Origin of the sequence: Kitasatospora sp. MBT63, from assembly GCF_000710465.2 — a bacterium.
Classification (GTDB): Bacteria; Actinomycetota; Actinomycetes; order Streptomycetales; family Streptomycetaceae; genus Kitasatospora.
On the sequence record NZ_JAIZ01000425.1, the window covers coordinates 23,409 to 35,180 of the forward strand.

Genomic DNA, 11,772 nt, shown 5'->3' on the forward strand with positions numbered 1-11,772 from the left:
GATCACCCCCTAGAGTCCGGCTCACCGTTCGGGGCCAGGGGGAGTGCGTGAACATCAGGACGTCGTACCGGCTCTCCTTCGAGGAGCTGCTGCGGGCCTCCCGGCTCGGGCAGCGCCGCCGCCGGCAGGTCATGTGGGGCTGCGTGCTGCTGCTCCTCCCCGACGGCGTGCTGCTGTTCGCGCTCGGGAACGTCCCGCTCGGGATCGCCGGCACGGGCGTCGGCGCCGTCGTGCTGTACCAGCTGACGGTGGGGACCCGCCGGGCGGTACGGCGCTCGCTGACCAGGCTCGGCGGCACCGTCGAGGTCGGGCTGACCGACGGCGGCGTCCGGATCCAGCGGCCCGGGGCGTCCTCCGAGACCGGCTGGGACAGGTACCACCGGGTGGTGGACACCCCGGAGTTCCTGCTGCTGTACACCGGACCGACCGTCTTCACCGCCGTGCTCAAGCGCGGCCTCGATGCCGCCGAGCGGGCCGAGCTGGCGGCCTTCGTGGCCGCCCTGAACGGCACCACGGCGGCGCCCGCCCGGCCGGCGCCGCCGCAGCGCGTCGTGCTGTCCCGGGCCGTCGCCCCCGGCCGGGGCTCAGTCCCAGAGCGCGCCGAAGGCCAGTAGCTCCTCGCGGTACTCGATCCGCCCGACCCACTCCTTCGGCCAGGCCGCCGCTCCGTGGTGCGCGCCGGCGAAGGCCCCGGTCAGGCAGGCCAGCGAGTCCGAGTCGCCGGAGGAGAAGGCGGCCCGGCGGACCGCGGCGACCGGGTCGTCGGGCAGCAGCAGGAAGCAGAGCAGCGCGGTGCCGAGGGCCTCCTCGGCGATCCAGCCGGCGCCGGTGATCTCGCACGGGTCGGTGTCGAGCGAGGGCCGGGCGAGCGCCGCGTCCAGCCGGTCGAGCTCCAGCAGGCAGTCGTCCCAGCCGCGCGCCGTGAAGCTCTCCGGCGAAGGGTCCTGGGCGTGCGCGGCCAGGTCGCCGAGCCAGAACTCGTCGTAGCGGGTCCGGTTCGCCAGCGCGTGCGCCCGCAGCAGGCCGGGCAGGTCGCCCGGCGCCGTGCCGGTGGCGAGCAGCCGGACGGCGAGCGCGGTGAGTTCGCTGGCTGCCAGCGCCGTCGGGTGCCCGTGGGTGAGGGCGGACTGGAGCTGGGCCGTGCCCGAGAACTGGCGGTCGGTCAGGCCGGGCAGCAGGCCGACCGGCGCGACCCGCATGTTGGCGCCGCAGCCCTTGGAGCCGAGGTCGCTGGCCTCCTGCCAGCGCAGCTCGTCCCGGCTGAGGCGCTGGCAGGCGCGCAGGCAGGTCATACCGGGGGCGCGGTTGTTCTGCGGGGAGCGCCACCAGTCGACGTACTCCTCGCGGACCGGCCGTTCGACCCGCAGCGGGGTGAGCGGCCCGCGCTCCTGCGCGGTGCGCAGGCCCCGGGCCAGCGCCAGCGTCATCTGGGTGTCGTCGGTGACCAGGGCCCTCTCGGGCAGCGGGAGCCGGCGCCAGTCGGGGCACGAGCGGGCGATCTCCTCGTAGGTCAGGAACTCGGTCCGGTGCCCCAGCGCGTCCCCGATCGCCAGTCCCAGCAGGGTGCCCGTCGCCCGCCCCGTCATCGTCGCTCCCTCAGATCTCGACCGTCAGCTCGGCGAGCCCGCGGATCACGTACCCCGGGCGCCACTCGGGCTCGCGGACCGCCCGCAGCCCGGGCGCCCGGCGCAGCAGCGCGCCGAACGACTCGTTGAGCTCCAGTCTGGCGAGCGGGGCGCCGAGACAGAAGTGGATTCCGGCGCCGAAGGTGATGTGCGGGTTGTCGGTGCGGCCGAGGTCCAGGCGGTCGGGGTCGGTGAATCGGGCGGGGTCGCGGTTGGCGGAGCCGAACAGCAGGGCGACCTCGGAGCCGCGCGGGATGGTGACCCCGGCGACCTCGATGTCCTCCAGCACCCAGCGCTCGAACATCTGCAGCGGGGTGTCCCAGCGCATCAGTTCCTCGACGGCGGTGGGCAGCAGGCCGTCCACGTCGGCGCGCAGCCGGGCGAGTTCACCGGGGTTGCGCAGCAGGGCCCACCAGCCGTTGCCGGTGGTGTTGACGGTGGCCTCGTGGCCGGCGTTGAGCAGCAGGACGCAGGTGGAGACCATCTCCTGCTCGCTGAGTGCGTCGGCGCCCTCCTGGGCCTGGATCAGCGCGCTGATCAGGTCGGTGCCGGGGGCGGTGCGGCGTTCGCGGATCAGGGCGCGCAGGTAGTCCGAGAACTCGGTGCTGGCGCGGACGGCCCGCTCGGCCGTCTCCTTGGACGGGTTGAGCTCGAACATGCCGGTGATGTCGGCGGACCAGGGCCGCAGCAGGTGCCGGTCGGACTCCGGGACGCCCAGCATCTCGGCGATCACGGCGACCGGCAGCGGTTCGGCGACAGCGGCGATCAGGTCCCCGCCGCCGTCCTCGATCAGCGCGCCGACCAGTTCGTCGGCGAGCCGGGCAACGGTCGGGCGCAGTGACTCGACCATTCTCGGGGTGAAGGCCTTGGAGACCAGCCGCCGGATCCGGGTGTGGTCGGGGGCCTCCAGGTCGAGCAGCCCGTTGTCGTTGAGGGTGTGGAAGGGCTCGTACGCCGGGTCGGGGGCCGGGCGGCCGAACTCCTCGTGGGTGTGGCGGTGGGTGTAGGTGCGGCCGAGGCGGCGGTCCCGCAGCAGGGCACTGACGTCAGCGTACCGGGAGACCAGCCACTGTCCGGTGGGTTCGTAGTGGCTGACCGGGGCGTGCTCGCGCAGTTGGGCGTACGCGTCGTAGGGGTGCGCCACGAACGCGGCCGACCACGGGTCGAAGGTGTCGATCGCCATTGATCACTCCTGCTCGTCGGGGTGCCATCGTAATGACTCGGCCACCGTCCCGGCCGATCATGATTTGAATGATCATCGGGCTGATATCTTCGCGCTGCCGTACCAGCGACCAGGGGGAACCAGACATGCCGCGATCCGTCGGACGACACCTCGGAAGACACCTCGGACACCTCGCGGCGGCGGCGGCCGTCCTCGCCGTCCCCGCCTGCACCGGCATCGGCGCCGGCCCGGCGCCGAAGCCCGCCACCGCTCCCCCGGCGGCGCCGCTGGCCGGACCGGGCAGCATCGTGGTCGCCCGCTGCGACCGCTTCGCCGCCGAGTCGGACACCCCCGGCACCAAGGACCACCGGGTCACCGTCACCGCGTACGCCGCCGCCGACGGCGCCCGGATCGACGGGCGGACCACCGTCCTGCCGGACGGCGCCGTGGTCGAACCGCTCTGCGGGCAGCCCCGGGACAGCTCCGCCGAGGCCGACCGGCAGCTCTTCGACACCGGCTTCAGCAGGATCGCCGGCACCCTCCCGGGCCCCGGCGGTTCCGGCACCGTCGCCACCGCCTTCAGCCTGACCGACGGTTCGCCCGCCGCCGGACCGGCCGTCGAGGGCCACGCCCCGGCCTTCCAGGCGGGCACCGCCCTGCTCTGGTACGAGAGCGCGGACCGGCGGCTCGCCGCCCGGGACCTCGCCCACCCCGAGGCCGCTCCCACCGCCCACGGCGCCGCCGTCGGGGCCGACTTCACCCTCACCGGCGGCCAGGCCTGGCCGACCCGCCCGTTCGACAGCACCCCCGACCAGGTGGTGCCCGCCCCCGACGGCACCGCCGCGGCGGGCAGCGGGCCCACCCTCTGGCAGCGCGGGGACGTCGCCGCGTACGACGCCCGGTACGTGGAACCCGCCACGCTCGGCCCGAACGGCAACGGCCGGGCGGTGGTGCCCGGTTCGGAGTCGGTCCCGCGCTGCAGCCCGCGGCTGTGGACGGACCCGGCCACCCTGCTCTGCATGTCCCGCGACGACCTGCTGCTGATCCACTTCACGGCCGGCCACGCCGCGGTCGACGGCGTCACCGGGCTGCTGCCGCGGGACCCGTACCGGCACCTGGACAGCGTCGTGGCGGCGCCCGACGGGCGGTCGCTGGCGTACCTGGCGGCCGAGAGCGGCACCACGTCGACGCTCTACCGGGTCGGTCTGGACACCGGCTCCCTGCCGGTCAGGATCGGCCGGCTGGACGCCCCCGACGCCGCCCCGCAGACCGCGGGCACCACGCACCTGGTCGGCTGGCAGTAGCCCGGCGCGGGCGGCGCCGTCACTCCCCCGCGACCAGCCGCCGCACCAGCGCCGGCAGCGCGGTCGAGATCGGCTCGCGCACCACCTCGGCGGCCGCCGGGTCGTACGGGGTGGGCTCGGCGTTCACCACCACCAGCCGGGCGCCGTGCTCCAGCGCGATCTGCGGCAGCGCCGCCACCGGGTGCACCCGCAGCGTGCTGCCGACCGCGATGAACAGGTCGCAGGCCTTCGCGATGGCCTCGGCCTGCGCCAGCACCACCGGGTCGAGCAGCTCGCCGAACATCACCGTGCAGGGCTTCAGCACCCCGCCGCAGGCCGTGCACGCCGGATCCGGCTCACCCGCCGCGACCCGCGCCAGCGCATCCGCCATCGCGCCGCGCTCCCCACAGCCGACGCACTCCACCCGGTGCGCGGTGCCGTGCAGTTCGAGCACCTTGCGGTCGGGCAGGCCGGAGCGCTGGTGCAGGCCGTCGACGTTCTGGGTCAGCACCCGCACCGGCAGCCCGCTGCGCTCCAGCTCGACCAGCGCGAGGTGGCCCGGGTTGGGCTCGGCCGCGAGGGCGCCGGTCCGCGCCCGCATCAGCCAGGCCCGGCGGCGCACCAGGGGGTCGGCCAGGTACGGGCCGATCGTGACCAGTTCCCGCGCGGCCGGGTCGCGCTGCCACAGGCCGTTCGGGCCGCGGTAGTCGGGGATGCCGGAGTCGGTCGAGATGCCCGCGCCGGTCAGCACGGCGATCAGGGGGCGCATGGCGTTCACACCTGCCGACGGTACGGCCCGAACACCCGCCCGCGCGAGCGGGTTTGCGCCCGCCGCGGCCACCTCGGCTAGCGTGGAGCGGTGACCAGCGCCCGAGCCCTGAAGACCTGGCTGACCAGCCGCACACCCGCCCAGCTGACCGAACTGCTGGAGCAGCGGCAGCTGCCGTACACGGCCGGCGCCGGCCTGGAGGACCCGGCACGGCTCGCCGAGCACCTGCTCACCGCGAACTCCGCCCTGCTCGGGATGATCTCCATCGACCAGGCCGAACTCCAGGCCCTCACCGCCACCGTGGAGCTCGCCGAGGAACTGCACGGCCCGCTCCCGGTGCAGGCGACCGGTGCCGCCCCGGCTGGCTTCACCGGCGGGCGGCCCTCGTACCGGCCGGCCGGGTACGCCGTCCGGCCGCCCGACCCGGCCGAACGCGCGGTCCCCAGGGCCAAGTTGGTCGACCGGCTCGGCCCGCGGGTGGCCCCCGTCCTGGACCGCCTGGCCGAACGGGCGCTGCTCCTGCCGCCGCACGGTACCCGGCTCACCGTTCCGGCCGTCCTGCACCAGCGCGTCGGCGAGCTGCGCGGACTGGGCCGGCCGCTCGCGGTCCTGCTCACCGCGGCCTACAAGGCCGCCGAGGTGCGCATCGTCGAGGACGCCCTCGGCCTGCCGCGGGCACCGCACCGGGACGCCGCGCAGCGGCAGATCGTCGACCTGCTGCAGGACGCCGCCGCCGTCCGCCGGATGGTCGCGGACGCCCCCGCCGACGTGCTGGAGCTGCTCGGCCTGCTGCTGGCGGGGGCACCGCGGCTGCGCACGGACTGCTTCGTCCAGGAGTCCGCGAACTCCTACAGCGGCGCACCCGGCTGGTTCCACTTCCGGGAGGGCGGCTCGGGTGACCGGGCGACGGACTGGCTGGCCGTCCGCGGCCTGCTCGTCCCCTCCGGCCCCGACCTGGCCGAACTGCCGTACGAGATCGGCTCCGCCCTGCGCGTCACCCCCACCGAGCTGGACCTCGCCCTCGACCCGCCCGTCCCCGGCCCGGCCCCCGCACTGCCGGCCTTCTCCGCCGGGGAGGCCCAGGCCGCCGCCACCGCGGCCGTCTCCCAGGTGGAGCTGGTGCTCAGGGCGGTCGCGGCGGCCCCGCTCGCCGTCCGCCGCAACGGCGGCGTCGCGGTCCGGGACACCCGGCGGCTGGCGAAGAGCGTCGGCACCGACGAGCCGCGCACCCGCCTTTGGCTGGACCTCGCCGCCAACGCCGGCCTGATCGCCCCGCACCGCGGCGCCCCGCCGGCCACCCGCGGCCGCAAGCCGGCCCCGCCGCCGCCCGCCCGGATCCTGCCCACCGAACGGTACGACCGGTGGCTGGCGGCGCCGCCCGCCGACCGCCTGGTACCGCTGATCGCCACCTGGGCGGCCACCCCCGAGGTGTTCAGCCACTGGCCGGCCCCGGACGACACCCCGGTCGCCCTGGTCACCCCGCAGGACCCGCACTGCACGGCGCTGCGCCGCGCCGTGCTGGAGGCGCTGGCGCTGCTGCCCGCGGGCCACGGACTGGGAGCGGCGGCCGGTCTCGGCCCCGCACGCGTCGAGGACCTGGTCGAGGCCGCCCGCTGGCACCTGCCCGTGGCCATCGAACAGATCGCCGACCCCGTCGCCCTGACGCTGGCCACCCTGCACGAGGCCGAGGCGCTCGGGGTGGTCGCCCACGGCGCGCTCACCCCCGTCGGACACGCCGTCCTCGCGCTGCTGCGGGCCGGGGCCGACCGCTGGTTCCCCGCGGTGCCCGGCACCGGGCCCTCGCTCGACGGGCACCCCGAACTGGCGCGCGCCGTCGGCGCGTTGCGGACCGCCCTGGCCGAACTGGTGCCTGCGCCGCTCACCACCGCCCGGTTCCAGGCCGACCTCACCGTCGTGGTGCCCGGCCAGGCCGCGCCCGAACTCGCCGAACTGCTCCAGTCCGTGGCCGACCGCGAGTCCGACGGGCACGCCGTGGTCTGGCGGATCGGCGCGGCCTCGGTCCGCCGGGCCCTGGACGCGGGCGCCGACGCCGCCGACCTGCTGGCCCGCCTCACGGAGGCGTCCGAAGGCGCGCTGCCCCTGCCGCAGACCCTGGACTACCTGGTCAAGGACACCGCCAGGACGCACGGCCGGGTCCGGGTGGTGCGCTCCACCTGCTGTCTGCGCTCCGACGACGAGGCGCTCGTCCTGGAACTCTCCAAGGCGCGGGCCCTCGCCGGGCTCGGGCTGCGCCGGATCGCCCCCACCGTGCTGATCAGCACCGCCTCCCCGGCCGACACCCTGACCGCGCTGCGGCGGGCGGGCTACGCCCCGGTCCTGGAGGCGGAGACCGGCACCACCGTGGTCGAGCGGGCCCCCGAGGAGCGGGCCGCCGCCGAGCTGCCCGAACTCGACGCCGCCCGCCGCCACCTCGTCCCCGGGCCGGGCTCGCCGGCGGCGCTCGCGGCGGCCGTGCTCGGCTGAGCCCGCGCGCCTGCGGGAGCGGACCCGGGGCGGAAAAACCGGATGCGGCCGGGCCGGGCGGCCCGCACACTGCACGGGAATCCACGTACCGAAGGAGTCCCGTGCAGGGTGCCGTCACCGTCTCACCGTCCGAGGTCCCCGAGCTGCTGCTCGGGCTGGCCACCGTCCGGCCGGTGTTCCTGTGGGGCGCGCCGGGGATCGGGAAGTCCTCGCTGGTACGGGAGTTCGCGGACTCGCTGGGGCTGGCGTGCGTGAGCCTGATCGGCACCCAGCTGGCGCCGGAGGACCTGGTGGGCGTCCCGCAGATCACGGCCGAGGGCCGGTCCCGGTTCTGCCCGCCGGAGTCGATCGCCCGCGACGAGCCCTACTGCCTGTTCCTGGATGAGCTCAACGCGGCCACCCCGGACGTGCAGAAGGCCTTCTACTCGCTCATCCTCGACCGGCGGATCGGCTCCTACGAACTGCCGCCCGGCTCCATCGTGATCGGCGCGGGCAACCGCGCCACCGACGGCGCACTGGCCCGCCCGATGGCATCCGCCCTGGTCAACCGCCTGGTCCACGTGCACCTGCGGGCCAGCGCCACCGACTGGCTCGGCTGGGCGGCGGGCAACGGCATCCACCCCTGGGTGACCGACTACCTCACCGACCGCCCGGACCACCTGTGGTCGGCGCCGCCCAAGACCGAGGAGGCGTTCTCCACCCCGCGCGCCTGGCACATGCTCTCGGACGCCCTGCACTCCTTCGGCCCGTCCCTCGCGGAACCCACCCTCAAGGTGCTGGCACACGGCCTGCTCACCCCGCAGCACGCGGTCGGCTTCTGCGGGTACGCGAAGATCGTCCGCAACTCCTACGGCCTGGACGCCATCCTCAAGGGCGACGCCCGCTGGCCGCACCGCCCGGAGGACCGGGACCTGCTGTACTACCTGGCGGACGCCTTCCGCACCCGGCTGGTCAAGGAGCTCCCCGCCCGCAAGGAGCACGTCTCCAACCAGCTGCGGCAGACCGCCTACCGGGCCAAGTCGCTGCTGATCCAGCTCGCCGAGATCTCCGTCGAGGTGGCCCAGACCGTGATCGCCGACGGCGCCGACGGCAACCCGGAACTGCCCGCCTGGTTCCTGGTCGAAGCCGCCCGCGACATGCCCCGCCTGGTCGAGGCCCGCCGGTGAGCGGCCGGACGGGCCGCGGCGCGAAGGCCAAGGAGCCGGCCCCCGACCCCGCCGCGGAGGCGTTCGCCGAAGGCGTCCGGCTGCTGCGCGGGAACCACGCGCTCACCTCGGTGGGCCGGATCTGCCGCTCCGCCGACTGCGCCGAGTGCCCCGCCGACGGCTGGGCGGTGGCCGACTCCAACGGCACCGTGCACGCCAACCCCCGGCGCCGCGCCGAACCCGCCGAATGGGCCTGGGTGCTGGCGCACTGTCTGCTCCACCTCGGCCTCGGCCACCTCCCCGCCGCCGAGGGCCGCCGCACCCCGCCCGACGCCCACGACCTGGCCGCCCGCTGCGCGGTGGTCATCCGCTTCCAGAGCACCTTCCTCACCGGCCGGCCGCCGTTCGACCTCCCCGCCGTGCTGCCCGCCGGCGACGAGGAGGAGCTGACCGCCCGCTGGCGCCGCGACGGCCTGCCGAAACTGCCCGCCGTCGGCGGCAGCGGGCCCGACCAGTTGCTGCTGCCCTGGACCGGGCCCGCCCCGCCCGAGGACTGGACCCTGGCCTTCGCCGCAGCCCTCACCCGGACCATGTCCGCCGCGATGGACGTGGCCGGCGGCCGCCGTGACCGGATCACCGGCGAACGCGCCCCCGAACGCCCCTGGACCAGGGCGCTCAACTGGTTCATCTCCTCGTACCCGCTGCTCGGCGGCCTGGCCGCGGGCATCACCCTGGTCGCCGACGCCGAACTCGCCCGCGCCCACGGCATCGCCATCGCCGCCGTCGACGCCCGGGCCGGCGAGATCTACCTCAACCCGCTACGCCGGTACAGCGACGAGGAGTGGCGCTTCGTCCTCGCCCACGAGATGCTGCACGCCGCCCTGCGGCACCAGGACCGGCGCGGGGCCCGCGACCCGTACCTGTTCAACGTCGCCGCGGACTACGTGATCAACGGTTGGCTGCTGGAGATGGGCGTCGGCGAGATGCCCGAAGCGCTGCTGCACGACCCCGGGCTGAGCGGCCTGTCGGCGGAGGAAGTCTACGACCGGATCGTCCGCGACCAGCGCCGGGTCCGCCGCCTCGCCACCCTGGCGGGCAAGGGGCACACCGACATCCTCGGCGAGCCGCTCGGCCCCCCGCGCGACTACGTCGACCTGGACGACTTCTACCGCCGCGGCCTGCAGCAGGGCTTCGAACTGCACTCCCGCGGCCGCGGCCTGCTCCCGGCCGGCCTGGTCGAGGAGATCCGCGCGCTCGACCACCCGCCGGTGCCCTGGGACGCCCGGCTGGCCCGCTGGTTCGACGAGTTCGTCCCCGCCCCGACCGCGCACCGCAGCTACGCCAGGCCCTCCCGCCGGCAGGCCTCCACCCCGGACATCCCGCGGGCCGGCCGCTCCTTCCCGCCCGAGGAGGTCGCCCGCTGCACCTTCGGCGTCGTCCTCGACACCTCCGGCTCGATGGACCGCCGGCTGCTCGGCAAGGCGCTGGGCGCCATCGCCTCGTACGCGGCCGCCCGCGAGGTCCCCGCCGCCCGGGTGGTGTTCTGCGACGCGGCACCGTACGACGCCGGCTTCCTGCCGCCGCAGGAGATCGCCGGCAGGGTCCGGGTGCGCGGCCGCGGCGGAACCGTCCTGCAACCCGGCATCGACCTGCTGGAACGAGCCGAGGACTTCCCATCCGCGGCGCCGGTCCTGGTCATCACCGACGGCGAGTGCGACGTCCTGCGGCTGCGCCGCGACCACGCCTACCTGGTCCCCCGGGACGCGGCCCTCCCGTTCACCCCCCGCGGGCCCGTGTTCCACGTCCGCTAGCGCCCGGGGCGGGGTCCGCGGCGGGTCACAGCACCCGCTTGATCTCGCCCCGGGCGCGGTAGAAGCCGCCCCGCTCCGAGGCGTGCAGTTCGGCCACCAGGTACCGCGCGCCCGCGATCCGGACGTCCTTGGGGAACTGCACCCGCCAGCTCGGGTCGAACCCCGCCGAGGTGACCCGCACCCGCAGCCGCCCGCCGTCCTGCACGCACTCCACCTCGACCCCGCCGAGGCTCCCCGCCTGGGCGACGCTCACCGTCTCCAGCTCCGCGCCCGGCGCGATCCGCTCCCAGCCCGCCGCCTTGACGTCGGTGGTCTGCGGCAGCCGCCCGCCCTCGGCCTCCCGCACCGCCGCCTCACTGGCGTCGATGCAGGCCAGCGAGCCGTCGGTGGTCACGATGTACAGCCGCTCGTCGCGGTACTGCATGCTGTACGCCGAGCCGCAGCCGGTGCCGAGCTTCCACAGCCGGGTGCCGTCCGCCGCGAAGCAGTACACCGACGAGGAATTGTCGCCGGCGAAGACGTACCTGCCGTCGGGCGAGGCCGCGCAGGAGAACACCGCGGCGTCACAGCGGTACCGGGCGCGCTGGGCACCGTCCGCCTTCGCCAGCCGGTAGACCCAGCCCCGGCTGGTGCCGGCGAACACCTCCGCCCGCTCCTGCCAGCCGAACAGCACCGCGCCCTCGGTCCTGGTGTGCCACAGCTCCTCGCCGCCGCGCGCCGAATAGCGCGAGACGCCGGACGAGTAGCCGTGGTAGACGCCGTCCGCGTCGCAGCGCACCATCCAGCCGGCGGTGCCGGCCGCCGAGCGCCGCCACTGGAACTCGTCCTCGTGGTCGACGGTGGTGATCCCGCCCCGGGCGTCGGCGACCCCGAGCACGCCGTCGTGGATGTCCAGCCAGTAGATGTCGACGTCCGCGGCGATCTCGTACGCCACCCGCGGCACCTTGCCGCCGAGGTCGTAGACCCGGCCGTCGTCACAGCCCGCGTAGATCCAGTAGTCGTCGGCGACGATGCACTTGACGCCGTCCGGCAGGCCGAACCGGCCGGTGACCTCGCCGTCGTGGGTGAGGGTGTAGACGTCACCGGCCTGGTTGCCGACCCAGGCGTGCTCCTCGCCGATGAAGATGCCGAACGCGTCCGCGCCCGACCTGAACCGCCACAGCACCGGCGCCTGACGCGCCGTCGAACGGGTCGACACGATCTGCCGCCGGGTCACGGCCCGCCGCTGCCGCACCCCGCGGACGGCCGGCGCGTACCCCTTGCGGACCTTCTCGCCGAGCTTCTTGGCGGCGGTGGCGGCCGCCTTCTCGGCGGTCGGGAAGGCGGTGGTCCTGGCCTGACCGGGCTCGCCGATCCGCCCGTAGGTGATGGTCAGCTCCGCGCCCGACTGCCGGACCTCGTAGAACTTGTGCGCCCCGCCGCCCTCCTCGGACAGCTCCAGGTAGGTGATCTGCTCGTCGGTGGCAGCGGACATGGCGGGGCCCCTTTCGGGC

9 protein-coding genes are annotated in these 11,772 nt (G+C 75.5%); 5 read left to right on the forward strand and 4 right to left on the reverse strand.

The features are described from left to right. Window positions 1–47 precede the first annotated feature (47 nt). On the forward strand, window positions 48–614 hold the full coding sequence (locus tag AA75_RS23615; protein ID WP_033822200.1) for a YcxB family protein: 567 nt from the start codon (window positions 48–50) through the stop codon (window positions 612–614). On the opposite strand, the gene AA75_RS23620 is transcribed toward AA75_RS23615, so the two are convergent. Beyond that, window positions 585–1,586, reverse strand: a complete 1,002-nt coding sequence (locus tag AA75_RS23620; RefSeq protein WP_033822201.1) for an ADP-ribosylglycohydrolase family protein — start codon at window positions 1,584–1,586, stop codon at window positions 585–587. The two genes, AA75_RS23615 and AA75_RS23620, sit on opposite strands and share 30 nt — an antisense overlap. Window positions 1,587–1,596: 10 nt before the next feature. Continuing rightward, window positions 1,597–2,808 carry a cytochrome P450 gene (locus AA75_RS23625; protein WP_033822202.1) on the reverse strand — a complete coding sequence of 404 codons (1,212 nt, stop codon included), beginning with the start codon at window positions 2,806–2,808 and terminating at the stop codon, window positions 1,597–1,599. A gap of 125 nt (window positions 2,809–2,933) precedes the next feature. Between AA75_RS23625 and AA75_RS23630 the strand changes: the two genes are divergently transcribed. After that, entirely contained in the window at window positions 2,934–4,091 is a 1,158-nt protein-coding gene (locus AA75_RS23630; protein ID WP_033822203.1) for a hypothetical protein, read from the forward strand. 19 nt (window positions 4,092–4,110) lie between these two features. On the opposite strand, the gene AA75_RS23635 is transcribed toward AA75_RS23630, so the two are convergent. Continuing rightward, complete coding sequence (locus tag AA75_RS23635; protein WP_033822204.1) at window positions 4,111–4,839, reverse strand: Sir2 family NAD-dependent protein deacetylase; 729 nt, start codon at window positions 4,837–4,839, stop codon at window positions 4,111–4,113. 90 nt (window positions 4,840–4,929) lie between these two features. Between AA75_RS23635 and AA75_RS23640 the strand changes: the two genes are divergently transcribed. The 3 genes from AA75_RS23640 to AA75_RS23650 all read left to right on the forward strand — a co-directional run bounded on the left by AA75_RS23640 (window position 4,930) and on the right by AA75_RS23650 (window position 10,279). Continuing rightward, window positions 4,930–7,323: a helicase-associated domain-containing protein gene (locus AA75_RS23640; RefSeq protein ID WP_051813158.1), complete on the forward strand. Its 2,394-nt coding sequence runs from the start codon at window positions 4,930–4,932 to the stop codon at window positions 7,321–7,323. Window positions 7,324–7,424: 101 nt separating this feature from the next. Further along, window positions 7,425–8,489: an ATP-binding protein gene (locus AA75_RS23645; protein ID WP_033822205.1), complete on the forward strand. Its 1,065-nt coding sequence runs from the start codon at window positions 7,425–7,427 to the stop codon at window positions 8,487–8,489. Then, on the forward strand, window positions 8,486–10,279 hold the full coding sequence (locus tag AA75_RS23650; RefSeq protein ID WP_033822206.1) for a hypothetical protein: 1,794 nt from the start codon (window positions 8,486–8,488) through the stop codon (window positions 10,277–10,279). The genes AA75_RS23645 and AA75_RS23650 overlap by 4 nt, the downstream gene beginning before the upstream one ends. Before the next feature lie 25 nt (window positions 10,280–10,304). Here AA75_RS23650 and AA75_RS23655 read toward each other — a convergent pair whose 3' ends face one another. Continuing rightward, window positions 10,305–11,753 (reverse strand): WGR domain-containing protein, encoded by a 1,449-nt coding sequence (locus AA75_RS23655; protein ID WP_033822207.1) that lies wholly within the window; start codon window positions 11,751–11,753, stop codon window positions 10,305–10,307. Window positions 11,754–11,772 lie beyond the last annotated feature (19 nt).

Excerpts from the sequence above, each read along its gene's own strand:
- AA75_RS23620 (WP_033822201.1), bottom strand. The coding sequence starts at position 1,586 with ATGACGGGGCGGGCGACGGGCACCCTGCTGGGACTGGCGATCGGGGAC.
- AA75_RS23625 (WP_033822202.1), bottom strand. The coding sequence starts at position 2,808 with ATGGCGATCGACACCTTCGACCCGTGGTCGGCCGCGTTCGTGGCGCAC.
- AA75_RS23630 (WP_033822203.1), top strand. The coding sequence starts at position 2,934 with ATGCCGCGATCCGTCGGACGACACCTCGGAAGACACCTCGGACACCTC.
- AA75_RS23635 (WP_033822204.1), bottom strand. The coding sequence starts at position 4,839 with ATGCGCCCCCTGATCGCCGTGCTGACCGGCGCGGGCATCTCGACCGAC.
- AA75_RS23655 (WP_033822207.1), bottom strand. The coding sequence starts at position 11,753 with ATGTCCGCTGCCACCGACGAGCAGATCACCTACCTGGAGCTGTCCGAG.